23 protein-coding genes and 1 riboswitch are annotated in these 24,885 nt (G+C 50.3%); of the genes, 13 read left to right on the top strand and 10 right to left on the bottom strand.

The window, feature by feature from the left end:
- Positions 1-69: 69 nt before the first annotated feature.
- The 5 genes from HA050_RS09105 to HA050_RS09085 form a co-directional block, all read right to left on the bottom strand.
- Positions 70-297, bottom strand: a complete 228-nt coding sequence (locus HA050_RS09105; protein WP_166824913.1) for a hypothetical protein — start codon at positions 295-297, stop codon at positions 70-72.
- A gap of 82 nt (positions 298-379) precedes the next feature.
- Positions 380-784, bottom strand: a complete 405-nt coding sequence (locus HA050_RS09100) for a hypothetical protein (RefSeq protein ID WP_166824910.1) — start codon at positions 782-784, stop codon at positions 380-382.
- Between the two features lie 303 nt (positions 785-1,087).
- The gene (locus tag HA050_RS09095) at positions 1,088-1,453 is read right to left on the bottom strand and encodes a PIN domain-containing protein (protein WP_166824907.1); all 366 of its coding nucleotides are present in this window, start codon (positions 1,451-1,453) and stop codon (positions 1,088-1,090) included.
- Between the two features lie 63 nt (positions 1,454-1,516).
- A complete protein-coding gene (locus HA050_RS09090; RefSeq protein ID WP_166824904.1) occupies positions 1,517-2,248 on the bottom strand; it encodes a DNA-3-methyladenine glycosylase I in 732 nt (243 codons plus the stop codon).
- A 584-nt stretch (positions 2,249-2,832) separates the two neighbouring features.
- The gene (locus HA050_RS09085) at positions 2,833-3,303 is read right to left on the bottom strand and encodes a hypothetical protein (protein ID WP_166824901.1); all 471 of its coding nucleotides are present in this window, start codon (positions 3,301-3,303) and stop codon (positions 2,833-2,835) included.
- 160 nt (positions 3,304-3,463) lie between these two features.
- Here HA050_RS09085 and HA050_RS09080 point away from each other — a divergent pair, with 160 nt between their 5' ends.
- Entirely contained in the window at positions 3,464-3,922 is a 459-nt protein-coding gene (locus HA050_RS09080) for a copper uptake system-associated protein (protein WP_166824899.1), read from the top strand.
- 125 nt (positions 3,923-4,047) lie between these two features.
- Here the strand turns inward: HA050_RS09080 and HA050_RS09075 are convergent, their stop codons facing one another.
- Complete coding sequence (locus tag HA050_RS09075) at positions 4,048-4,398, bottom strand: hypothetical protein (RefSeq protein ID WP_205836372.1); 351 nt, start codon at positions 4,396-4,398, stop codon at positions 4,048-4,050.
- 235 nt (positions 4,399-4,633) lie between these two features.
- On the opposite strand from HA050_RS09075, the gene HA050_RS09070 reads away from it, so the two are divergent.
- Complete coding sequence (locus HA050_RS09070; protein ID WP_166824896.1) at positions 4,634-5,506, top strand: methylated-DNA--[protein]-cysteine S-methyltransferase; 873 nt, start codon at positions 4,634-4,636, stop codon at positions 5,504-5,506.
- A gap of 35 nt (positions 5,507-5,541) precedes the next feature.
- Here HA050_RS09070 and HA050_RS09065 read toward each other — a convergent pair whose 3' ends face one another.
- A complete protein-coding gene (locus HA050_RS09065; RefSeq protein WP_099398850.1) occupies positions 5,542-6,030 on the bottom strand; it encodes a hypothetical protein in 489 nt (162 codons plus the stop codon).
- A gap of 613 nt (positions 6,031-6,643) precedes the next feature.
- Here HA050_RS09065 and HA050_RS09060 point away from each other — a divergent pair.
- Positions 6,644-7,093 (top strand): hypothetical protein, encoded by a 450-nt coding sequence (locus HA050_RS09060; protein WP_166824893.1) that lies wholly within the window; start codon positions 6,644-6,646, stop codon positions 7,091-7,093.
- Positions 7,094-7,143: 50 nt separating this feature from the next.
- On the opposite strand, the gene HA050_RS09055 is transcribed toward HA050_RS09060, so the two are convergent.
- Positions 7,144-8,136 carry a sodium:calcium antiporter gene (locus HA050_RS09055; RefSeq protein WP_166824890.1) on the bottom strand — a complete coding sequence of 331 codons (993 nt, stop codon included), beginning with the start codon at positions 8,134-8,136 and terminating at the stop codon, positions 7,144-7,146.
- Positions 8,137-8,228: 92 nt separating this feature from the next.
- Positions 8,229-8,345, bottom strand: a riboswitch (yybP-ykoY riboswitch).
- Positions 8,346-8,631: 286 nt separating this feature from the next.
- Here HA050_RS09055 and HA050_RS09050 point away from each other — a divergent pair.
- The 10 genes from HA050_RS09050 (at position 8,632) to HA050_RS09005 (ending at position 22,079) form a co-directional block, all read left to right on the top strand.
- Positions 8,632-9,702 carry a uroporphyrinogen decarboxylase/cobalamine-independent methonine synthase family protein gene (locus HA050_RS09050; RefSeq protein WP_166824887.1) on the top strand — a complete coding sequence of 357 codons (1,071 nt, stop codon included), beginning with the start codon at positions 8,632-8,634 and terminating at the stop codon, positions 9,700-9,702.
- A gap of 7 nt (positions 9,703-9,709) precedes the next feature.
- Positions 9,710-11,230, top strand: coding sequence for an ATP-binding protein (locus HA050_RS09045; protein WP_166824884.1), 1,521 nt, complete (start codon positions 9,710-9,712; stop codon positions 11,228-11,230).
- A 195-nt stretch (positions 11,231-11,425) separates the two neighbouring features.
- Positions 11,426-12,439, top strand: coding sequence for a substrate-binding domain-containing protein (locus HA050_RS09040; RefSeq protein WP_166824881.1), 1,014 nt, complete (start codon positions 11,426-11,428; stop codon positions 12,437-12,439).
- Positions 12,440-13,081: 642 nt separating this feature from the next.
- Positions 13,082-14,380, top strand: a complete 1,299-nt coding sequence (locus HA050_RS09035; protein WP_166824878.1) for a maltoporin — start codon at positions 13,082-13,084, stop codon at positions 14,378-14,380.
- A 122-nt stretch (positions 14,381-14,502) separates the two neighbouring features.
- Positions 14,503-16,119: an alpha-glucosidase gene (locus HA050_RS09030; RefSeq protein ID WP_166824875.1), complete on the top strand. Its 1,617-nt coding sequence runs from the start codon at positions 14,503-14,505 to the stop codon at positions 16,117-16,119.
- A gap of 3 nt (positions 16,120-16,122) precedes the next feature.
- A complete protein-coding gene (locus tag HA050_RS09025; RefSeq protein ID WP_166824872.1) occupies positions 16,123-17,232 on the top strand; it encodes an ABC transporter ATP-binding protein in 1,110 nt (369 codons plus the stop codon).
- An 88-nt stretch (positions 17,233-17,320) separates the two neighbouring features.
- Entirely contained in the window at positions 17,321-18,520 is a 1,200-nt protein-coding gene (gene malE / locus HA050_RS09020; RefSeq protein ID WP_166824869.1) for a maltose/maltodextrin ABC transporter substrate-binding protein MalE, read from the top strand.
- 164 nt (positions 18,521-18,684) lie between these two features.
- A complete protein-coding gene (gene malF / locus HA050_RS09015; protein ID WP_205836370.1) occupies positions 18,685-20,208 on the top strand; it encodes a maltose ABC transporter permease MalF in 1,524 nt (507 codons plus the stop codon).
- A complete protein-coding gene (malG, locus tag HA050_RS09010; protein ID WP_166824866.1) occupies positions 20,208-21,098 on the top strand; it encodes a maltose ABC transporter permease MalG in 891 nt (296 codons plus the stop codon). Before malF ends, malG begins: the two co-directional genes overlap by 1 nt.
- Positions 21,099-21,290: 192 nt before the next feature.
- On the top strand, positions 21,291-22,079 hold the full coding sequence (locus HA050_RS09005; protein ID WP_166824863.1) for a substrate-binding periplasmic protein: 789 nt from the start codon (positions 21,291-21,293) through the stop codon (positions 22,077-22,079).
- A 40-nt stretch (positions 22,080-22,119) separates the two neighbouring features.
- Here HA050_RS09005 and HA050_RS09000 read toward each other — a convergent pair whose 3' ends face one another.
- Both HA050_RS09000 and HA050_RS08995 read right to left on the bottom strand, forming a co-directional pair.
- Positions 22,120-24,123, bottom strand: coding sequence for a methyl-accepting chemotaxis protein (locus HA050_RS09000; RefSeq protein ID WP_166824861.1), 2,004 nt, complete (start codon positions 24,121-24,123; stop codon positions 22,120-22,122).
- Between the two features lie 203 nt (positions 24,124-24,326).
- A complete protein-coding gene (locus tag HA050_RS08995; RefSeq protein ID WP_166824858.1) occupies positions 24,327-24,884 on the bottom strand; it encodes a hypothetical protein in 558 nt (185 codons plus the stop codon).
- Position 24,885: the final 1 nt, after the last annotated feature.

The raw sequence follows: 24,885 nt of genomic DNA, 5'->3' as shown, positions 1-24,885 counted from the left end.
TCAAGCAGACTGAGGTTTCTTAGCGATCATGAATTTTTGCAAGCAACATCATAACTAGTTTTTTACCGTTCAATCAGCAAACGCCAACTTTACCGCATCAATAACCCTTTCTCCCATTCCTACATTCTCGGCAAGAATCGGATACCGCTTACAAAGCTGATTAGACAGCGTATTCCCATTCTGCCGAATGCTACGAATAATACTGTCCAGTTCATTATCCGGCGCTTCTAAAAATTGCTTGATGGCGCTGCGGGTTGGATCGTTGGCTTTTAAAAAAGCGAGGGTCAGGGCTTGCAATACAGCAATTTAGTTAAACTATTTGTTGGATTGTAAGACGGTATCTGCCCCCGGATTCAGTAAAGTTCTTTGAAGTTTGTTTTTAGCGCATACACGAGAGAGCTAATTTCCAATCTTCTCGAGTGGTTACTATATTCAAGAAATCCAAATTTGTTTTACACATGATTTTCAATATTTCAGGATTCTGGTTGTCCTCAACGGTATAAGGGCTCCAAGTTGTCGCTGCTTCTTTTGCGTTCTGAGAGAATTCACTGTTTGCATCTACAGTTTCTTGTAGCTTGGGGTAAGCCTTAAAAATATTATTTTTGGCTTCCTTAATTGTCTCTATATTAATTGTCTGGTATTTAAGGCAAGCATCAAGTTTGTACCAACTGTATAAAACTATGAATCCTTGTGCTCGACATTCTTTTTCACGATCACTAATATTTTGGGAAAATGTTGGTGAGCTAAAGAATAGAGTAACTATGAGAGTAGATAGAAATTTCATTAAATGAAGTCTTTGTAAGGAGTAGGTACTTTAAAGAAACAGAAAACTAACCCGCTTAGGGAATTAAAAGGCAGAGTAAGGTTAAATGTCTTATTAGGTTAATTCTGAATTATTTTTTTATATTACATGAGATTAACCAAAAAAAATGGGGTCAGATCATACATTTGACATGAATAAATGAATTTATCCTGCTTTGTAAACCTCTGTAAATTTTATCTTATGTAAAATGTAAGATATGACAGTATGGTTTTTTTATGGCCTGACCCTATAGCTTCCCTTTTTTATTGAATTACTATTCGGGTTTTAAGTAAGTGGTGGCGGGGTTTGGGGTTTATGTTTTTCAACAAAGCTCCGTGCTTCTTGCAGTGTTGCGGGGTATTTAACTGCCATCAGTACACCCGGTTTTATCTGTTCATAAACGGTATAAAAACGAAAACCATTTTTAACCAAAAACTCAACCTTATCCCACTGCTCTTTGTTGCCAGATGGCGGGGCAGAGAATTTGCGGCCAAGCTTTTCAAGTGGGTTTTTGCACTGCGGGCAAATGCGCCCAGTTTCACTTTCTGGGTACTTGAATGATTTCCGGCAAGAAAAGCATACAAAGGGGAAACGGAATGTTTGTACTGCTTTAATGTTTTTAAAGTATTTATGGTGCTTGAAGGTGCTCATTTTTAACTTCTGTGGCTTAGCGTTTATCAAATAAGGGTGTCTTTGGATTTCTGATGGCCACCCTTACCCAATCACCGCCTTAAACTTGCTGCTTTCCTGCTGAATCAACTGGCTTTCATAATTCACCCCCACCGAATAGGCGGCGATTTTGCCCAGGTGGGTGTAGGGCAGGGCGGTTTCCTGGTGCCAGTCATTAAACAGCTGCTGGATTTTATTTAAATCACGTTTGGCGGTGGGCTGGTCGGGTATGTCGAGGCCAGCTTGTTGCAGGGCCAGTACCACGTCTTGCGTTAATACAAAGGCGTCTTTGCCGATGTAGCGCAAAAACCATTGCCCGGTTTGCCCGCCCAGGCGGCTGCCGTGGGTCTTCAGGAAGGCCATTAATTCTACTTGCCGCGCTGCGGGGTAGGTATTTAAAAACCGTGCAAAGCTGCCGTGTTGCTGGCTGTATTCCCGCACAAAGCCCACGTTTTCCATTAGTGCCTGAATTTTGGGCCAGTGTCGCACCACGCGCACGTCGCTGCAATAGGCTTCCCATTGTTCGGCGGAGAGCATGGCCAGCTTGTCTGTATCAAAGCCGAAAAAAGCCTCTTCAAATTGCGGCCATTTATTGCTGATCACTGTCCAGTTAAAGCCCGCCTGATTAATGGCTTTGCACATCATGGCGACGATGCGGTGATCGGGCAGCGCCAGAAACTGCGCCTCGCTTGCCACCCGTGGTAATAAATCCTGCAAGGCCTGCTCGCTCCCTTTGCGTGCGATGGCGCGGGCTTGGATTTCTGCAAATTTTTGCATTTTTATCTCGCTGGTTTGATTGGGCTGCCATGCAAATGATTAAGGTATTGACGCTAAATAAATCAATTGAGCAGGGCGGCTTAAGCTAAGAAATGAGTTGCCAATTGGATATTGAAATATACATGGCTAATAAGTGAAAATTGAAAAGCAATTTTATTAAATAATCGATGTTGTTTTCATGCAATGACTTTTTATTGGTGTGGCTTTTTACGGATGGCAATGTGCCTGTATCAAAGCAGCCCCTTTCGCCTGGATAAGCTTTGTACCCGCTTACTATAACCGTTGTAGTGCCAGAAGCTTCGTAGCCGCTGTGCTTAATGCCATCGGGGGTGTTAAAAAACCAATGGCATTTTGGTTTGTTTGCGGGCGCAGCAGCAGTTTGATGGAATGGGTGTTGGGGTAAAAACAGGCCCAATTTCTTAGTATTTCCAGGCTTTCAGCATCGGTTCTGTATTTGTAGCGGCCAGAAAGCGTTGTTTGCGCCAATGCCAAAGCAGGAAAAAGGGACAGGATGATGAATGCGCATTTTATAGGTTTATTAAGCTGAAGATGAAAAAAGGCGCAGTGCCAGAGTGTGGATCAGATTAGCCCTGATCAAAGTACAGATAATTTAAATGGCTGTCGTTGCGCCACACCACGCACCAGGAATTAACATCGCTTTCATTTGAGAAAAAGACCTCCCAGCATGCATCAGCAGGGGGCTGAAATGCGTGCCTGTGCTGATTGATAAACTGAAATAAGGGCTGCACTGGCACCCCGGCCATGCCTTCCGCATCAAGCAGCCCCAGCCATGCTTCATGCCAATCAGTATCACCCGGCACCTCGCTGACGTGTTTCAGGCGCAGTGCTTGGGCGATGGCTGGCCAATCTGCAGTGCCATACCGGCAATAAATCGCCAGGCAATCATCAATACCTGAGCCGGATGAATAGAAATTCAGGCTGTAATTCAGATCAGAAGCTAATGGCGTAAAACCTAAAATATTCGTAATCACCCCGATGGCTTTTTCCGGGTGATTGCTGCTGTATTGATATTCAATGCCGTTGTATTCGCGCATAAGGTTTTTGTTTGATATTGGAAATTTGGCGGGCAGGTCTTTGTATACCTGTCAGACGCAAGTTGCAAGATATAAACCCAGTGTTTGTTATTAAACAGATGAACTGTGTTGTATGCTTTTATTCGCCAGTATTGGCTAAATTTTATAAAAGGGGATGGGGATGGAAAAGATAATAGCCGGGCTGCTTTTGATTTATTTAACGGCTTTTGCATGGGCGGATGATCAAAGCGACATTGTCAGCAGTATGAAGGCCGTTTGGGATAAGCCTGATGCGCCGCTGACGGTAAAGCCTGTCATTGTGGCGGATGGTTTTGCGATTGCCGGCTGGCTGCAAGGTGATAAAGGCGGCCGGGCTTTACTTAAAAAGAATCCTCATGGCTGGCAAACGCAGCTGTGTGCAGGGGAGGTGAGCGCCACTCTGCTGCAGCAGGCCGGTGTACCAGCGGCAGTAGCGAAGCAGTTGCTTGATCAGCAGATTACGGCTGAAAAAGGCTTATCCAGTGCGGATGTTTCATTGCTTTCGTCTTTTGTGGGCGTGGTCAGAATGGATGCTGCGCACGGCCATCAGCCACATGGACAGCAGGCGGATGCATCAGCGGTGGCGCATCACGCGCACTAAATGCTTTGGGGCTGGCGCTGAATAAAATGCCCTTCCCCGCGGGGGCGTATATCAGGGGAAGGGGGCAAAAATTGGACTTCTGCCCGGAATGATTGAACAAGGCAGGTTTATTGCCACTGCTCAGGCTAATCCACACACAGCCCAGGCCCGATATTGCCATTTTTGACTTCTGCATAGCAGCCAAAGGGCAGGGTATTCGCCTGGCAATGGCCTGTTTGCTTGCCGTCTTCTGCTAGGGGCGTGCCCAGCTCTGCCAGGCATTTTCCCTGGCAATCTGTGCTGTCGCGGCATGTTTTTCCGGCGTCGGGGTAAGGTTTTACGCAGTAGCTGTGCCCCATGATGCCGCCTTGTTTGATTTCTCCGCCTTCCATTGCACAGCTTTGGGCCTTTGATGGCGGCGCTTTACTGGCGGGGGGCGTGGCTGTTGTGCAGGCGCTCAGCAGCAGGGCGATAAGGGCGAGTTTTAGAGTTTGCATATGCGGGCTTCTTTTAATCGTTTGGCCAAATTGGCTGCATTGTAGTGCGGTTTGTTGCTGCGGGCTCTTTGAACATAGCAAGATTCGGGTCGCGGCAGTGGGTTTTAATCCCCATACTCTGTTTATGCCTTATATAAAGCAGCGTTTATTGCCGCAGCGGGGCTGCTGAATGCCTGTGACGCAGGGTGTGTAAATCAGGGCTGCGCAGGCCGTAATGCATTGGGATGGGATTGAAATGACGGACTACGAGCGTATTGAAAAAGCGATTTATTTTATTTCTGCCCATTTGCACAGCCAGCCAGGGCTGGATGAGATTGCCGCTCACTTACATTTAAGCCCTTTTCATTTTCAGCGCATGTTTTGCCGCTGGGCAGGGGTAACGCCCAAACGTTTTTTGCAGGTGCTGACCTTAGAGCGGGCCAAGCAATTATTGCGTGACTCAAAATCTTTGCTGGAGGTGTCTGATTCACTGGGTTTAAGCAGTGGCTCACGTTTGTATGATCATTTTGTGCAGCTGGAGGCCGTTACGCCGGGGGAATACAAAATAGGCGGAGCCGGTTTGTCGATTGCTTATGCCGTACACGACACGCCATTTGGCCCCGCGTTTATTGCCAGTACCAGCCGGGGGGTGTGTCAGTTTTCTTTTATGCAGGATCGTACACTGGCCGTACATCTGGCCGATTTAAGCTGTAAATGGCCACAAGCCGTGTTTTATGAAGAGCGGCAGGCTACGCAGGCCATCATTGACGCCATGTTTGGTATGGCTGGGCGGCCAGATCGGCCTGTATCCCTGCATGTAAAGGGGACTAATTTTCAGGTCAGCGTCTGGAGGGCATTGCTGCATATTCCACCCGCTGCGGTAGTGAGCTATTCCCAGATTGCCAAAGCCGTTGGCCGCCCCAATGCGGTAAGAGCTGTAGGTTCGGCGGTAGGCGCAAATCCGGTTGCACTTTTGATTCCCTGTCATCGGGTGATTCAGCAGGGCGGTAAGCTGGGGGGGTATCACTGGGGGGAGGCACGTAAACATGCAATTCACGCATGGGAGTCGGCCAGATACGAGGGATTCGCGCCAGAAGAGGCGGCTCAGGCAGAGTACAGCCTCTTTTAGGCGCTGGAGCATGGCAGGCCATGCTCCTTATCTGCTTACAAGCAGCTTGGCGCAGCACTCAGTTCAAGTGTGTTGCACAGCGCTAAAAAGCGCTCCAGCTTATTGCTGCGAATCAGCACGATTTGCAGCTCATCATTCAGCGGCTTGCTGAAGTTCACCAGCGTGTAGGCCGGAGCCAGCTCTTTCTGGATCAGGGCAAGGGCGTCGGCATTGCTCAGGTCTTTCAGTGCGGCGGCCGCTAAATCCAGCTCACCCTCACCAAAAGCATCTTCAATTTGTGCGTAGAGCGCATCGGCTTGTTTGCCGCGGAAAATCAGGCCGTCTTCCAGCTGCTCGATCATGACCCATTCCCAAAGCGGAATCGCAAAATGAGCCTGGTAAGCGCTTTCTTTATCGTTTGCCAGATAGGCATCTGCATCTTTTTCGGCTTTAAGCACTTCTGCGCTCATGGCCATGATGTCGTTTTGCTCAAGGCCGCCATCGGCGATCAGGTCAAAAAATTCGGTGATATGGGTTTGATTCATTGGGTAATCCTGATTAGGGCCTCATTACAAACGGCAACTTTCTGCAAGGCGGCATGCCGCATTCAAACATCACTGCACCAATTCATGGTGGAGTGGCGGCCTTGCCCGCGCTTTTTTTGCATAGAAACTTATCGCTGTTAAGCGGCCCATTAATAAATGCCTTCGGCGCTACAACAGCGCCGAAGGGCAGATGATAAAGGGATTTTAGTTTTAGTGCCTTGCTCTTTATGCGCTTGCTTAAAACTGGCGTGCTTTTACATCAGAAAGGCGCGGGTAATATTGCCAATTTATGACGAAATTTCACTATAGCGGTGCGCCTTAAAAAAGCGGCAGGCCGTGCGAGAAAGGCTTTAGTAAGGAAGTGTCCGGCCACCGCCGGACAAAACGCTGTACTTGAATATGGCATAAAAGCTTGGATGGGCAGGCTCTGTTTGGCTGAACAGCTTCTGGCAGGTATTTGATTTTTGATGGGTTGTAAGTTTTTGGCGGGCTTGTTTGTGCAGGATTTTTTCTTAATCCAATGGTTAGACCTATCTTGACAGTGCTAAATCATGCTGAAACACTGCTGGCGAATGCAGTAAGACTGCCTGGTAAACACAGAAAGGAGTTCATCATGAAAAAAGTAAAAGGCTTGCTGATTGCCGCCTCTGTAGCCGCGATGTTGTCTGCGTGTTATATCGTGCCTATTCAGCCTGCAACAGCTGGTACAGGCTCGTCGCCCCGTCAGCCCGTGCCTGTTGCAATGGCAGAAGTGGTCGCTCCACGCCCTGTGTATACCGCAAGGCTATATCCTACCAATGAGGCGGCAGCGCTGATTGGCCGGATCAACGGCACAATCAGTAATCCTGAAAAAGGCCACGGCGAATTTGCTTTTAATGCAGGGAAAGAAGCTTATTCAGGTGAAGCTACCCGTGCCCCTGGTTCGTCCAAAGGCAATGCAAATGCGGTGGGCAATAAAGGCGGCTACGCCAAGTGCGATTACAGCATGAGCAGCGCAGAGCTGGGTGCAGGTACTTGTACTTTCTCTAACGGCGCGCGCTTCGATTTACATATCTCGCTTTAAAAACGCTGCCCATCGGTGAATTTATTTGCGCCGGTGGGCATTGTTTTGTTTCAGATTGCCCAGCTTAAACAGAGCGCAAATCCTGCGTAAAGAAAGCCAATGCAGCTTAATTGCTTGCCTGTGACTTTGCCGCGCCTGAACATCAAATACAGCACAATAATGGCCACGGTGGTAATGATGCCGGAGGCGAGCAGCGGGCCGTCAAACAGCAAGGGCGTAAAGAAAATGCCCAGCGCACTGGGGATGGTGGCCTGAATCATCATCGCGCCTGATATATTGGCCAGCGCCAAACGCTCTTTGCCTTGCCGCACCCAAATCAGGGTGTTCATGATTTCTGGTAATTCAGTGGCTACGGGGCTGAGTAAGAGTGCCACCATGTGCGGAGCGAGGCCCAGCATCGCGGCTAAGTTTTCGAGCTGGGATACAAAAATATGCGAGGCAAGGGCGATCACCGCGAGGGCTAAGCCCACTTGCAAAGCCGCCCAGCGCCAGTTATCGCTGAGTGGGTGCAGCTTTAATGGCTCCAGCTCTTCTTCTCCGGCGGCTGTTTCCGCCGTGTTGATTTCCCGCCAGACATACACAGCATAAGCCAGCAAAAACAGCAGGCCCAGACAGGGTTTAAACGCAAATGCGACTAAGCCGAGCGCTACTTTGAATATAAAAATAACTAAAAATGCCAGCTGATCCTGGCTCAGCCGTGACTGATCTGCTTTAACTAAATCATCACTGCGATTTAACCGCTGGCGATTGCGCCAGAGCGCTAAGCCCACCACGGCATAGGCTATCGTTGCCAGGACCAAAGGGCCGCCCATGGCCGCGCCCACGCCAATGTCTTTTTGCGCGGGCGTTGCGCCAAAGACCACCGCCGTAAATGTGACCGCGCTTTCGGGGAGCGCCGTGCCAAAAGCAGCCAGCACCGAGCCCGCCGCAGTGGCGCCCAGCTTCATATACCGGCCACACCATTCAATGGCGTTGACGAAATAGTCACAGGCTAAACAGATGGCAATGGCCGAGCAGAAAAACAGCAATAAGGTGAGCAACATGCAAAATCACAATGCCGGGCAAGCAATTAAACCAATGGCGCATCGATACGGCTTGCCCGGCAGGCAAACGGACCGAGGCCAAAGGTCTCGCTGAATCATCCGCCGTACCTGCTGATGATCAATGACGCCATGCAGCAAGAGGCCGCAAGTTTGTTGACGCCACCTCCTTCGCTTTGCGCGAAGGATAGCTACTCCCCAATGACAGGAAGGGGCAGTCTGGCAGATGTGGTGCAGGCGGGCAAAGTGCATGTTACCGCTTGCATGTGGGTTTAATGGCTGGTAACAAAAGCTTGCCTGGCGCTGCAAAGTGAATGAAGCGCATGTGATTTTACTGTCTTTAATCTGACCGTTTTTCGGGTTTGTATTGCGTAATTGAATGTTTTTTTCTGGTGTTTCATGTTAATTAATTTGATATTGTGAAATTATTAGGAAAGAATTATGCAAGTAGTTGTATCTCACTTAAACTGAAGATAGCTCAATCAGGGGTGTCCATTTATGAGTATCAATACTGAATCTATTGGCAGTATTCCGCGGTCAGCAAAATTACAGCGTGCATTGTCTCTGCATGAACAGGGTGAATTAAGCGCTGCCGATATGGAGGCTATTTATGATGAGGCGGTCAAAGATACGATCATGCATCTGGAGGCTGTTGGCTCGCCCATGATAGGGGATGGCGAGCAGCGTAAAACTCACGGTTTTGCAACCTACGGGGTTGAGGGCAATAGCAATATGGCTGCCGATGGGCTGTGTATCCCTTTTCATGACGGGCATATCCGTCAGCTGCCACGCTTAACCCGCGGGCCATTCCGGTTTGCACGCTTTGCTCACGAAACAATTGGCCTCGCGCGCCGGTATACGCAAAAGCCCTTTAAGCAGGCCATTATTTCGGCCTCAGCTTTAAGCTTGCTTTATCCCGCGCTGGGTATTGCCGATTATCCGCGCGATGAATTTGTGGCTGATTTACTGAACGAGCAGGAAAAAGAAATTCGCGGTTGTTTTGCCCAGGGGGCGAGTAAAGTACAGCTTGATTTTACTGAGGGGCGTCTTTCGATCAAGCTTGATCCAAGCGGGCAGATTTTGCGCAGCTTTATTGATATTAATAATATGCTGCTGGATCGGTTTAGCCCGGAGGAGCGGCAAAAAATTGGCATCCATACCTGCGCCGGCAGCGATCATGATTCCACCCATAGTGCCGATGTGGATTACGCCGAATTACTACCCGGCCTGTTTGAAATAAGGGCAGGTTGTTTTTATATTGCCCTGGCCTGCGAGAAAGACCCGGAAAGGGTGTTGAAAATTATTCAGCAATACCGTAAGCCTGATCAGGTGATTTTTGTGGGGGTGATCGACGTGATTAATCCGCAGATTGAAACGGCCGAAACTGTTTGCGAAAGGGTATTGCAAGCCGCGCGTTATATCCCTCATCCCTATCTGGCCACCACCGATGATTGTGGCTTTTCACCTTTTTGCGATGACACCAGCACCAGCCGCGAAACTGCTTTTGCCAAAATTGCAGCCCGCATTGAGGGCACCGCGCTTGCAGCCCGGCAGCTAGGCTACGCCTGAGCCCATCGTGATTTTGCATAGCTACTCTTTGTTTGATCAGGCCGGCACTTTGCAGGATTGGAATGCTGTTTTTGCTGAAGAATTTGCCGCGGCAAAATTGCAGCCGGGCATGCGCATCGATGCGATTCTGACAGAGTGCCAGGCTGCTGTTTTATCCTGTGATGCAGGCCCGTTTTATTATTCCAATGCGGTGTTTTCAGCTGAAGGCGATGTGCAACTGACGAGCAAAGGGCTGTTTGTGCGTATGGCTCAATTAAGCCGGCTGCTGGTGGCTGATCATGTCAGCCTGCTGCGCTCGGCCGCGATGCAAATGTCGAATACCATTGCTGCCGAAAAAGCCAGCCAGGAAGATGCTTTGCGGCGGGCCAAAGCAGAGGCCGATGCGGCAAATCATGCCAAAAGCCAGTTTCTGGCCACCATGAGCCATGAAATTCGTACGCCGCTCAATGGGATATTGGGCATGGCGCAGCTGCTTTTACTGGATGATCTGGAAAAAGAAGAGCGGCTGAGTTACGCGCAAATTATCTTGAAATCAGGCCAAAGCTTATTAACGCTGCTTAACGATATTCTGGATTTATCTAAAGTAGAGGCGGGTAAATTTGAGCTGAACAGCGCTGTGTTTGAGCCGGAAAAACTCTTAGATGATGCGCTTTCATTGTTTGCTTATAGCCTGATGCAAAAAAACATCAGCGTACGCCGTAACTGGCTTCAGGCTGCAGACAGGCCTCGCTATCTGGGCGATGCATTACGTTTGCGGCAGATGCTGGCTAATTTGCTGGGTAATGCCGTGAAATTTACAGAATCCGGCACGGTGATGGTGGAAGCATATGAAAGCCAGCGTGATGGCGATCATGCCATGCTGATGTTCAGAGTGACCGATTCGGGTATTGGTATTAGTCCGGAGCAGCAACTGGCGTTATTTCTGCCTTTCTCTCAGGTTGATAATAGCAATACCCGCAAATACGGCGGCAGCGGCCTGGGGCTATCTATTGTGCGTGAACTGGCCCGTCTGATGGAGGGCGATGTAGGCGTTGAGAGCAAGCCGGGCAAGGGCTCCTGCTTTTGGTTTTGTGTGCGGGTAGCACTGGATTTTTCAGAGCCGGCCGCTTTGCCCTCCAGTGTGGTATACGAAAACCCTGCAGCAAAATGCACCCTGCCTGTGATGGTGGTGGATGATAATCCGCTCAATCTGACCGTGATAAAAACAATTTTATCCAAGCTGGGCTTCGCTCTGGAGCTGGCTCAGGATGGCCGCGAAGCGATCCGGAAATTTAGCGATGGCATAAAGCCCGCCCTGATTTTTATGGATTGCCAGATGCCCGATATTGATGGCTTTGAAGCAACCCGGCAGATCAGGCAGATAGAAATCACAGCGCATCGCCCCCGCATCCCCATTATTGCTTTAAGCGCAGGCGTATTTGAGCAGGATCGCCAGCAATGCCTTGATGCGGGTATGGATGATTTTCTTGCCAAACCCATTCATATCGATGCCCTGCAAGCCATGCTTAAAAAATGGCTGACCGCCTGAATAGTGGTTTACTTGCCTGAGAAAGCTTAGCCAATAGGGCTTTTATCTGAACATTACCCTGCTTTGGGTTTTGTAAGACGGATGCTTACCATTTGCAATGATGCGGCAATATGATTTTGTTTGCGCTCTGAATTCTGGCGTAACCGGCGGGCAGCGTGGTATAAGCTAAATGATCAAAATCTTACAGAAAACATAATGAATTTGCGGGAATTGGCTCAGCTGTTGAATTTATCGCCAACGACGGTAAGCCGTGCCTTAAATGGCTTTTCTGATGTCAGCGAAAAAACGCGGCTAAAAGTAGCCGCAGCAGCCGAGCGCCATGGCTATCGGCCTAACAGCACTGCCCGCAAACTGGCGCTGGGCCGCACCGATTGCGTGGGCATGATTTATCCGTTGCAGCCCAATGATTTAAACGATCCCGTTTTTCATGCCATCGTCGGCGGGATGACCGATCAGTTTAATGATGCGGGCATCGATCTGATGCTGATTTCGGCAGACAATCACAATGAGCTGCAAACCTATCAGCGTATTACCGCCGGGCACCGGGTAGACGGGCTGATTGTGGCGCGTACCTGTGTGTTTGACGAGCGATTACGCTATTTGCAATCGTGTCAGTTTCCTTTTGTAGCGCACGGTCGCTCGCAAATGGATGCGCCTTATCCCTGGTTTGATTACGATAATGAAGCCGGTACAGGGGCAGCAGCAGAGCGCCTGTTGGCCTTGGGACATAAGCGAATTGCCCTGATTTCTGCCCCCCTGGCGCTTAATTTTGCCATGCAGCGTAAACAAGGTTTTGTGGCGGCGATGCAGGCAGCAGGGGTAACGGTGGAATCCAGTTTATTGCAAGAAGGCGCGCTGACAGCGCAAATGGGCGAGGCTTTAATGCACCGCCTGCTAAAACTCAGCCAGCGACCTACGGCGGTGATTGTTGATAACAATTTGGCCGCCATGGGCGTGCTGGCCGCACTCAGGCAGGCCGGGCTGAGGGCGGGTACGGATATTTCGCTGATTGTATTTGGTGGTGTAGCGCCAGAGCTGGCTATGGGGCAAAACATCACCGCCATCCGCCAGCCCGACCCGCGCGAAGCGGGCATTACCCTGGCCTCGCTGATGCTGGCAAGGCTGAGAGGGGAAGACTCCGCATCCTTACAAGTGCTCTGGCCAACGCTATTGCAGCCGGGTACGAGTGATCAGGCTTGCTTGGTTTAACGCTGTCGTTAGCCCAAATTTTAAAATGATGGGAATACCTGAGATCTGCGGGTGCAGAGCGCATCGTGTTTAAAGGCAGAATACTGAGGGAGCAAAGGATTGATGTTAGCGGTGATTTTTAACGCTTACAGGGTGAAACCTGCGTATTTTTCTGTATCGCTTGTGGTGACGTACGGGTTTTAGCTATTCAACAAATGTTTTTTGAATGGCTGAAACCATGTGGTTTTTTGGGGAATTGCGCCCTGTTTCTGCCCGATTTGTAATGTAGAACCCGTTTTATTGATTGCCCGTCTCTTTTGTAAGGAGGCGGGCATTTTTATTGCCCGTAGCTTGGGCTGCGGCGCAAATAAATGGCCGTTTTAATGATGTATGAATATTGTAAATAGGGTTATTAATGTAGTTTACAGTGTGTAGTGCCCTGGATTAACTTACGAAAAATCAAATCCAAACCGCTTTGGAAAACGTGGATGGCTTTGTTTTTATCGCTTTTAAACCGTTTAAAATAAATAAAACGATGGCTTAAAAGCGCTTTTGATCTGCCTTGCCAATGTGATTTGCTGTTTTGTAGCAGTTTGTTGATTTACTACAAGGTGGCTTATTCGTTTTAGCTGCATGGCCGTACCTATACAGGGGAAAGATGAGATGAAGTTCAAATCAGTAAATCAGATTTTTGCACCGGCAAAGTTAGCGCTGGCCGTTTGCGGCCTCGGGCTGGCAGGCAGTGCACTGGCAATGCCAGTCGATTTTCATGGCTATGCGCGCAGCGGTATTGGCTCTAATGCCACAGGTGGCGGATCGCAATCCTGTTTTCAGCTTGATGGTGCTGGATCAAAGTATCGCTTGGGGAATGAGTGTGAAACCTATGCAGAGCTGGCTTTAGGCGGCAATGTATTTGAGAAAAAAGAAACCGGCACGCGTTTCAGGGTTGAATCGCGTCTGGCGATTTCTGCCAGACAGTTTCAGGATTGGGAAAGCGATTCTGGTAAGTCTGCCGAGTTTGCTTTCCGTGAAATGTATGTCACGGCCGAAGGCGTAGGCCTGGGTGAGAGCAAACTGTGGGCGGGCAAGCGTTTTTATGACCGCCAGGATGTGCATATCAATGACTTTTACTTCTGGGATAACTCCGGCCCTGGCGCTGGTATTGAAAATGTAGACGTGGGTTTCGCCAAATTTGCCTACGCATGGCGTCAGAATACCGTGACCACATCCGATACCAGTATTGAAAATCTGGATCGGAAAATTGGCGTATCCGGCCACGATTTCCGCCTTTCTGGCATTAAAGTGAACACCAATGGTGAGCTGACGGTGGGCGTTGATTTGCGCTTTGCTAATAAGGCCGACAAAGATCAGGGCAAGGCCACCGATGGCTTTGGCTTGAATCTGATGCACACGCAAAGTGCTGTGTTTGGTGGCTTTAACAAGATTGCCCTGCAATACGCCAAGGGCAATATTTCCAGCTTTGCGGGTGGCTACCCAAATGTAAACGCCGATTCGGGCGATAAAGCGTATCGCGTGGTTGAGCAACTGATGTGGCAGCCAGAAAACAGCCGCTACTTCGGCATGATGGCGGCTATATGGCAAAAAACGGACCCGGCTGCAACAGGCAAAGGCCAGACATGGATGTCGTTTGGTGTGCGCCCGGCCTATATGTTTACCGATAACCTGGGCGCGGCGATTGAGGTAGGTTACGACCGCGTTAAGCCAGAAGAGGGCGATGCCCGTAATCTCTTAAAAACCACGGCAGCGTTTTTGGTGCAGCCGGAAAAGGGCTTTTTCAGCCGTCCGCAACTGCGCTTTTTTGCAACTTACGCCAAGTGGGATAAAGCCGCACAGGAAGCGGCTGGCCTGAAAGCGGTGAACAATCCGCTGTCGGCCAATGGCCCGTTTGGTAATGACCTCAGCGGCTTCACCTTTGGCGCTCAGGCCGAAGTGTGGTGGTAAGTTGGGCTGGTGCAGTCTTAAATAAGATTTAAGTGCTAAGTCAGCCCGAACAGTGTGTTCAGGCTGGCTTAGCGTGTTGAACCCCTCCGGGCTTTGCCTGGAATTTTAAAATGGATTGAGTCATGCTCAAGACAGATCGTGAATGGTGGCGTGGTGCTGTCATCTATCAGGTTTATCCACGCAGCTTTGCAGATGCCAATGCCGATGGCGTGGGCGATTTGCAGGGCTTGCTCGGCAAATTGCCCTATATCGCCGCGCTGGGGGTGGATGCGGTCTGGATTAGTCCGTTTTTTAAATCGCCGATGAAAGATTTTGGCTACGATGTCAGCGATTATTGTCAGGTTGATCCGCTGTTTGGCACGCTGGCCGATTTTGATGCGGTGCTGGCCAAGGCACATGAGCTGGGCTTAAAAGTAATGATCGATCAGGTGCTCTCGCATACCTCAGATCAAAACGCTTGGTTTACAGACAGCCGGCAAAGCCGCACAGGTGACAAGGCCGATTGGTATGTGTGGGCCGATGCCAGGGCCGATGGCTCTGCGCCAAATAACTGGCTCTCTGTGTTTGGTGGCCCGGCATGGACTTGGGATACCCGCCGTTGCCAGTATTATTTGCATAATTTCTTAAGCAGCCAGCCCGATTTAAACTTCCATTGCCCTGCCGTGCAGGACGCCATTTTAGAAGCGATTCGTTTCTGGCTGGCGCGTGGTGTGGATGGTTTTCGTTTTGATGCGTGTAATTTCCATTTTCATGACCGCAAGCTGCGTAATAATCCGCCCGCTAAAAGTAAAGATACCAAGACAGTTAGCCCGGATAATCCTTACGGCTTTCAATCGCATGTGCATGATAAATCTCAGCCAGAAAACATCGCTTTCTTAAAACGCGTGCGTCTTTTGCTGGATGAATACGGCGCAATGAGCGTGGGTGAAGTGGGTGATGACGACAGCCTGAAAGTGATGGCCGAATACACCACAGGCGGCGATAAGCTGAATATGGCATATAGCTTTAATTTGCTGACCAAAGACTTTACGGCTGCATATATCCGCAAGCAAATTGAAGACCTTGAAAAGCGCATTGGCGATGGCTGGGGCTGCTGGTCGATCGGCAATCATGATGTGATGCGCGTGCTCAGCCGCTGGGGCAATAACAGCCAGAACCCACGATTTTCGCGCAGTATGCTGGCGATGCTGCTGTGTTTCAGAGGCTCGGCCTGCTTGTGGCAGGGGGACGAGCTGGGCTTGACCGAGGCCGATATTCCCTTTGAGCTATTGCAAGATCCTTACGGTATTGCCATGTGGCCGGAATTTAAAGGCCGCGATGGCTGCCGCACACCGATGCCCTGGCAGCATGATGCTGCCGCTGCGGGCTTTAGTACCGGCGCTCCCTGGTTGCCGGTGCCTGAATCACACCAGCAGCTGGCCGTCAGTGTGCAAGAGGGTGATTCAGAATCCACCTTAAACTTTTATCGCCATTTTATTTGCTGGCGTAAGACGCAAGCCGTGCTTTGGCAGGGCGATATTCAGTTTGTGGATGCACCTGAGCCGCTGCTGGCCTTTAGCCGCAGCCTCAATGGTGAGCGCTGGCTGTGCGTATTTAATTTATCTGAAAGTCGTCAATCGCTGCCGTGTAAAGACAAGCTCACGCTGCTGGCCGATGCGGGCCTGAGTGGCGCAAGTATTAAGTCAGGCGTGATTGAGTTTGATCATTGGGGCGCGCTGATTGCCCGCGCTGAGGCGTAAGGTATGGCTACTGTTTCATTAAAAGGCATTAAAAAAGCGTTTTCTTCGGTGTATACCCTTCATGGCATCGATTTAGAAATCAAAGATGGCGAATTTATCGTGTTTGTCGGCCCATCAGGCTGCGGTAAATCGACACTGCTGCGCACGATTGCGGGCTTGGAAGACATTACCGATGGTGAAATGTGCATCGATGGCCAGCGCGTGAACGAGCTGCCGCCGGTTAAACGCGGCATTTCCATGGTGTTTCAGAGCTACGCGCTGTACCCGCATATGGATGTGTTTGAAAACCTTGCCTTTGGCCTGAAGCTGGCAGGTATGAAGAAAGCTGAGTACACGCCACTGGTAGAGCGGGTGGCTAAGGTGTTGCAAATTGAGCCTTTATTGCATCGCAAACCCCGCGATATGTCGGGCGGGCAGCGGCAGCGGGTGGCGATTGGCCGCGCCATTGTGCAAAAGCCTAAGGTGTTTTTGTTTGATGAGCCGCTGTCTAATCTGGATGCCTCGCTGCGGGTACAAATGCGTATCGAAATCGCCCGTTTACACCGCGAGCTGGGCAGTACCATGATTTATGTGACCCACGATCAGACCGAAGCCATGACGCTGGCCGACCGGATTGTGGTGTTGCGTGCCGGGCAGGTAGAGCAGGTTGGCACGCCGGTTGAGTTGTATTACCAGCCAGATAATTTGTTTGTAGCGGGTTTTATTGGCTCGCCAAAAATGAATACTTTAAGCGCCAGAATTACCGCGATTGATGATGGCAGCGTAAAGGTTGCTTTAGCGGATGGCAGCCAGCATGCGGTAACAGTGGATGCGTCAGGTGCAAAAATTGGTGACGAAGTCACACTAGGCGTGCGCCCCGAACATTTAAACATTGCAGCAGCTGCGGGCAGTAATGCGCTGAGTGGTATCACGCTGGCGCTGGAGCAGCTGGGTGAGGCATCCATGTTGTATTTAGAAGTACCCGGTATGCGGGATACCTTTGTGGCCCGTATGCCTGCGCTGTATAGCTCGAAACCGGGCGAGCGCAGCGTGCTGTACTTTAAGCCGGAGCACGGGTTTTTGTTTAAAGCCGATGGCAGCGCAATGCGCCGTCTTCACCCACTGGCCGAATAATCATTTGGCTTTTTAAAAATTGCAGCTTTATTTTGCCTGCGCCGGGTATTTTTCTGGCAAGGGCTTTGCTTGGTTTTTTGGAGGGTTTATGAATACAACACGCCGCCAGTTTGGCAAGTTTGCAGTTTCTGCCATCGCAGCTGCAGTCGCGATTTCTTTTGCCGGGCCTGCTTTTGCTGCAGATAAGCTGGTGATTTGGGTGAATGGCGATAAGGGCTATAAGGGCATCGAGCAGGTGGGTGCAGCGTTCACTAAGGCCACTGGGGTAGAGGTGGTGGTGGAGCATCCCGAAGATGCGCCTTCTAAATTTCAGCAGGCGGCCGCTGCGGGCAAAGGCCCGGATATCTGGATCTGGCCGCATGATCGCCTTGGCGAGTGGATGACGGCAGGCTTGCTTAGCCCGATTACGCCATCCAAAAAAGTGCAGGCCGAGATCGATCCGCTGGCCTGGAAAGCCTTTACTGTGAATGGTAAACAATGGGGTTACCCGATTGCCATTGAAGCGCTGGCGCTGATTTACAACAAAGACCTCGTGCCTGTGCCGCCTAAGAGCTTTGATGATGTGATGGCGCTGGATAAAAAACTGGCCGCTCAGGGCAAAAAAGCCATTCTGTGGGATTACGGCGAGCCCTATTTTAGCTGGCCATTGCTGGCAGCAGGCGGCGCGTATGCCTTTAAGCCTAAGGGCGATGGGTCTTACGATGCGAAAGATGCGGGCGTTAACAATGCCGGTGCAATTGCGGGCTTAGAAACCATTAATAAAATGATTAAAACTGGCGTCATGCCAAAAAGCGCCACTTACGCTGATATGGAAGCGGGTGTGAATCAGGGCAAAATCGCCATGATGATCAACGGTCCATGGGCTTGGGATAATCTGAAAAAGAGCAAAATTAACTGGGGCGTAGCGCCGATTCCATCGGTTAATGGCAAACCGGGCGCACCGTTTGTGGGTGTATTGGGTGCCATGCTGAATCGCTCATCCAAAAATAAAGAGCTGGCGGTAGAGTTTTTAGAAAACCATATGCTCACCGTGCAAGGCCTTAAAACCATCAATACCGATGTGCCTTTGGGCGTGCCCGCCAATAAAGCTTTCTTTAACGAGCTGAAATCTGATCCGGCAATCAAAGCCTCGATGGAATCGGCCAAAGCGGGCCAGCCTATGCCTAATATCCCGGAAATGGGCCGCTTCTGGGCTTCATTGAAATCAGCGCTGCAAAACGTAACGCAAGGCCGCCAAACCCCTAAGCAGGGCTTGGATGCTGCGGCGGCACGGATTATTAGCAAGTAAGGCGTGATTTACCGCGTTGAGATGGAGCAGGGCGCGGGAAAAAATTTGCAGGGTGGGCATAACAACGGGCTTACCCTACATTTTGTATTTTTTTATGATTTGCAGATTTGCGTACTTATTTAATAGCAAGGGCGCAGCTGGTTTTTGCGCCGAAGGAAAATAGAATGGGCGGATTGAATATGCGCTGGCTGCTGGCTTCGCTGGGTGTGGTGTTGCTCATGGCGGGATTGTGGCTGCTGCTGGGCGTTTATCAGGCAGGCCATACGCTGAGCGCCGTGGGTGGTTTGGTGGTGATGGCCGCGAGCGCCTGGGTGTTTTTATCGCCCAAGGCTTACGCTTACCGTTATCTCTATCCGGGCGTGGTGGCGGTGCTGGTGTTTATTGTTTTTCCTGCTGTGTATACCACTGGCATTGGTTTTACAAATTACAGCTCAAGCAATCTGCTGAGTTTTGATCGCGTAACGGCCTATATGCTGAGCGAAACCACCACGGCAGATGGCGCAGGCATGGCGTTTTCTTTGCATCAGGCTGGCGGGCAATACCGGCTTAAATTAAGCGATGAAGCAGGGCAGAGCTGGGTTTCCCCGCTGATTAAATTACAAGATAACAAACCACAACAGCTGCAATTGCAAGCACTGGGCACTGAAAACCTGCCCGAAAAAGAATCAATCAAAACGGTGATTGCCAAACAATCAGCCTTAAAAGCGCTGCGCGTCACTTTGCCCAATCAAACCCAGCCATGGCGTTTAAGCAGCCTCAGCCAGTTTTCGCCCACCCAGCTTTTATATCAAAAGAATGCCGATGGCAGCCTGCGTAATACCCAGGATGGTTCTTTGATTAAGCCCAATTTTAAAACTGGCTTTTATGAAACGGCCGCAGGTGAAAACCTGATTCCGGGTTTTAAAGTGAATGTGGGTTTTAGTAATTTCACACGGATTTTTGCCAGTGACGACTTCCAGGGGCCGATGTTTAAAATCTTTGGCTGGACGGTCTTATTCGCCTTTCTGACCGTGGTGTTTACCTTTGTAGTGGGTATGGTGCTGGCGGTGGTGCTGAATTGGGAAGCACTGCGTTTTCGCGGGGTGTATCGCACCCTGCTGTTTTTGCCTTACGCTGTGCCGGGTTTTATTTCAATTTTAGTATTCCGGGGCTTATTTAATGAAAGCTTTGGTGAAATCAATATGGTGCTTAATGGCATGTTTGGCTTGCGGCCCGCCTGGTTTTCAGACCCGTTCAATGCCAAGGCAATGATCTTAATTGTAAACACCTGGCTGGGTTATCCTTACATTATGCTGCTGTGCTCCGGCTTGATTAAATCCATCCCCAGCGATTTATACGAAGCATCGGCCATTAATGGCGCAGGCCCGCTGACTAATTTATTTAAAATTACGCTGCCATTGATTCTGAAGCCCATGATGCCGCTTTTGATTGCTTCATTCGCGTTTAACTTTAATAACTTTGTACTGATTAGCTTGCTTACCGATGGCAGGCCAGATTTTATTGACAGCAAAGTACCAGCAGGCACCACCGATATTCTGGTTTCATACACTTATCGCCTGGCATTTCAGGATTCGGGGCAAAATTTTGGCTTGGCTGCGGCGATTTCTACGGTGATTTTTGCGCTGGTAGCGGTGCTGTCGTTGATTAACTTAAAACTGACCCGTGTTAATCAAGAGGAGAAACGATAATGGCCATGGTGCTGGATCGTTCACATAAATGGCGGGTGCTGGGCGCTCACCTTGCGCTGATCGCTTTTTTGCTGCTGATTTTATTTCCGTTTTTTATGATTATTTCCATCTCGCTGCGGCCGGGTAATTTTGCGGCTGGCAGCCTGATTCCTGACACCATTAGCCTGGAACACTGGAAGCTGGCTCTGGGTTTTAGCTATGTGGATGGCGATGGTGTGCTGATTAAGCCGCAGTTTCCGGTGTTGCTTTGGCTGTTTAACTCGGTGAAAGTGGCCTTTATCAGCGCGGGGGTGATCTTACTGTTGTCTACCAGCTGCGCTTATGCTTTTGCCCGGCTTAAATTCCGTGGCCGTGTGTTTGGCATGAATGCGCTGCTGCTTTTACAAATGTTCCCGGCTGTGCTGTCGCTGGTTGCCATTTATGCCATTTTTGATGAAATCGGCAACTATGTGCCGTGGCTGGGCATCGATACTCACGGTAGCTTAGTGCTGGCTTACGCCGGTGGTATTGCCCTGCATATTTGGACGATTAAAGGCTATTTTGACACCATCCCTGTCGAGATCGAAGAAGCCGCCAGAGTCGATGGTGCCTCCGCGTTTCAATCTTTCCGCTACGTGCTTTTGCCTATGGCCGTGCCGATTTTATTTGTGGTGTTTTTGCTGGCCTTTATCAGCGGCATCATCGAGTACCCGGTTGCATCGGTGCTGCTGCACGAGCAGGATAAAATGACGCTGGCGGTAGGCTCCAAGCTTTATCTCTACACCCAGAATTACCTGTGGGGTGATTTCGCCGCCGCCGCCATTCTGTCTGGTCTGCCGATCAGCCTGCTGTTCCTGTTCGCCCAGCGCTGGATGGTTTCCGGCCTGACTTCGGGCGGGGTGAAGGGCTGAATTGTGTCAGGGCTTCGTTTTTATGTCAGGGGTGTATACCGCTGAGCTGCGTGTTTCTTATGAGCCACCCAAGTTATTGGGTGGCTCATTTTTTTGGTCCATTGCTTTGCCAGCAGTGTGTGCTCTAAAGTGGCTGTTGATGGATGTTTATGTCTTTGATGTCATCACTTTCCCATTTTGTAAGCAGGTTGGATGATGGTTTACCGATGCAAGGTGTCCGCCATACTGTGCGCGCTGGTGTTCAGCAGCAGCCTCTTTGCGGCCAGCCCCTGCCCGCGGCCTTTGATTGTGGGTTGGGATACATGGCCGCCTTATCATTTTCAGGATGAAAAGGGCCGGATGCAGGGGCTGGCTGTGGAGGTGCTGCAGGCGTTGGCCAGACGGGTGGATTGTCCTTTGCAGTTTGCAAAAATGCCATGGAAGCGCACTTTAAATGAGCTGGCGCAGGGTAAGGCGGATGTAGCGATGGAGGTGCTGAAAACGCCGGAGCGCGAACGCACGATGCTGTTTTCTCTGGCCTATCGCCCAAGCAGTGTGCATTTTTTTGTGCGTAAAAAAGATGGGCGCTGGTCTTTTAATACCTTGGCCGGATTAAGTAAGCTTGGGCCTGTGGCGCTGGGAGTTTCCCGTGGAGATAGTTACGGCGTGGCGCTGGATCAGTGGCTGAAAACGCCGCCAGCGGGCGTAACTGTGGACGTTGCGCCCACGATGGCGATCAATTTAATTAAGCTTCAGCATGGGCGGGTCGATCTGCTGCTGGGCGATTTATTTGCCACTCAGGCGGCCATTTACGATTTAAAGCTGGCCGGTGAGCTGGCGCCGCTCGCTCAGGAATGGCCGACACAGGAGGCTTATTTTGCCTTCAGCCGTGTCAGTGTCAGCCAGCAGGTTTTTCAGGCGTTTCAGCAGGCGCTTGAAGATTTGATCAAAGACGGTACTTTAAAGCAGATTCAGCAGCGTTATCTCGTCAGCAGGCCTTAGCTGGGTGTGCGCGATGTGAATCCAGTATTAAAAAACCGGTTTATTCCAGCTTAAATTGTGAAACAAGCCTGTCCAGCTCTATTGCGCTGCGCTGTAAATCGGTGGAGAGGGCAGAATTCTGGTCGGCGCGTGCGCTGTTGTCTTCAGCCATGCGGGCAATTTGTTCAACACTTTGGGCGACAGTCTGGCTGGCTGTTTTTTGCTCGGCCATGGCGGTGTTGATTTCGGCCGCTGCATCCAGCTCGGCTTTGCTGCTGTCTTTAATATGGGCAAAGGCATATGTGGCTTTTTCTACCCGCTGGCTGCCCCGCTCCATTTCCTGACGCGCCACTTCCATGCCTTTTGCAGCGGCATCGGTATCGTGACGTATGGTTTCTACCAGTGAGGTGATTTCGCCTGTTGATAACGCGGTTCTTTCGGCCAGTTTTCTAACTTCATCGGCCACCACCGCAAATCCCCGGCCTTGCTCCCCCGCGCGTGCGGCTTCGATGGCGGCATTCAGCGCCAGCAGATTGGTTTGATCGGCAATTTCTTTAATGACCTGCACAATTTTACCTATTTCGCCAGAGTGTATTTTCATGCTGTCTACATTGCCGCCCAGCGTTTCCAGGTTGGCTGACAGTTCAATAATTTCAGTTAATACATCTTGCATCAGTTGCTGGCCCTGATCGACTTCGTCCTGCGCGCTGTGTGCCTGATCTTCAGATGAAGCCGCGTGTTCAGACACGGTAGAAATGCTGACCGACATTTCTTCTATAGCTGCAGCCATTTCGCCCGATGCATTGGCCTGAGATAAAGACGCTTTCTGCATGGATGCGGCATTGAGATTGAGCTGCTGTGCGGCACGGGCAACAGCCTGCGTGTTGTGGTGAATATGCTGAATAATTTGCCGCAGGCTTTGGGCCATGGTATTAAAACTATCGCCCACTTCGGCCAGTTCATCTTTTACATCCAGCTGCACAAAGCGGGATAAATCGCCGCTGGCAAAGGCTTCTGCCTCACGGCGCAGTGTTCTGACTGCGCCATGGATAGAGAGATAGGTGCCAATAAACAAATAGCCCCCCAGCAGCAGCATGGATGTTGTTAATGCCATCATCATTTGTCTGCTTTGCTCAATGCTTTGCTCTCTGAGGCTTAATGAGGCATTGATTGATTCAAAAATATGCCCGGTCAGTGCGCTGACCTGTTCAATGGATGCGGTAATGCGGGCGAAGTGGGCTTTAGGATCGACGCTGATTTCGGTATCTGCAAAGGCTTTAAGCAGATAGGCATGATCGGCATGCATCAGCTCTGCCAGAGATTTTGCTTCGCTGAGAAGCTGAGTTGCGCTGGTGCGGGCCAGTTTTTCTTTCATGGGGTCTGCAGATAAGGCGATGATGGCGCCAAGGGTATTCATTTGCGCGATTTCATCTGGTTTGGCAGTTTTTGCAGTGGCAAGGCGCGCACCAAGGCCCCTGGTTTTGGCAAGTGCTTCAGCTGCCGGAATCAGCTGGGAGAAATACACGTCCTGCAGGTAGTAGCTGTCTGTTTCCGGATCAAGCGTCAGCCCGGAGAGATGCGCCAGATCGCCGGTAATCTTAATCGTCTGATCAATCAGCCCGGTGTGAGCGCTGAAGTTTTCTGCGGGCTGGTTTTGCTTCCAGCTGGCAGTTAATGATTCTAATTGGGATTTCAGCAGCGCCCAGCCTGAGTTTAAGCTGGGGAAGTGATTTTGATTAATCAGGGCATCCGTGTTTTGAATGGCGGTTTTCAGCTTTTGCTCATTGGCCACGATATCCGGGCCAAAATCGGTTTTGCCTTGCAAATAAGATGAGCTTAAGCCGCGATGGCTTTGTGTCAGGGTCATCACATCCCGCAGCTGGGTGGCGTATTGCAAACCAAGATGCTCGTTCCGGGTGGTGGTCAGGTCTTTGCTAAAACCTAATAAAATCAGGCTGAGCATATAAATGGTGGGGATCGCTAACACAAAAGCGATCAGGACAAATTTTTGTGCAAAGCGCAATACAGACACAAAGCGAACCACAGGAATAAAAAGGGCTTTCATTAAAATCATCCTGCAATAACAACATCTTAAGTGTAGTTGACGGCTCCTTCTGTTTAAAGGGGGATAAGCGCCATATCAAAGATGATTAAGGTAAGTTTGTGCCTGGATTGATCTGTAGATTGCTTGCGTATTGCTGAAGTGGTGTTCAGGAAAATGCAGGGAAGAAGAAGGGGGTGAAAAACCGCAGTTTCACCCCTCTGTGCTCAGGCCCGGCTGACAGTATTGCCCGATACTTTCATCTGTATGGCAGGCCCGCCTTTACGGCTGGCGACTTTAGCGCTTTCTGTGCGAATTGCAGGCTTCATCTGGCCATCCATATGGCCGTTAACTACGCCAAGAATGGTGGCGCTGGCTAAATCAAAAAGCAAATTGAGCTGTGCATTGCCGCCCACATGAATATGGTTAATCCCGCTTGTGCCGGGGGCAGAGCGTCCATCCGCGGTTTTATTGAAAACCATACGCACTGCCTGTGCCATTTGTGCGTCGTTTCCTTCAATTTCGGCTGCGGCCTGCTGATGTACCAGGCCCAATGACTGCTCAGCCGGGCGATAAGGGCTGCCCCATGGTGTATCTGTTTTTTGTGCTACCCAGCGGATATTGTCTTCGGTAGCGCGATCCGGATAAGCAGAGCGAATCGCTTCTTCGATTTTTACCCTGATGGTGTTCTGATGAATTGCACGGCTGGATGCGGCATGCCGGCGAAGCCATTCCAGATTGGGGTGGTCTTTGAATCTATTAAATTGAATCGGAGTGAATGCCATA

Source organism: Iodobacter violaceini (assembly GCF_011601265.1).
GTDB lineage: Bacteria > Pseudomonadota > Gammaproteobacteria > Burkholderiales > Chitinibacteraceae > Iodobacter > Iodobacter violaceini.
This window is presented reverse-complemented; position numbering and strand designations above follow the sequence as displayed.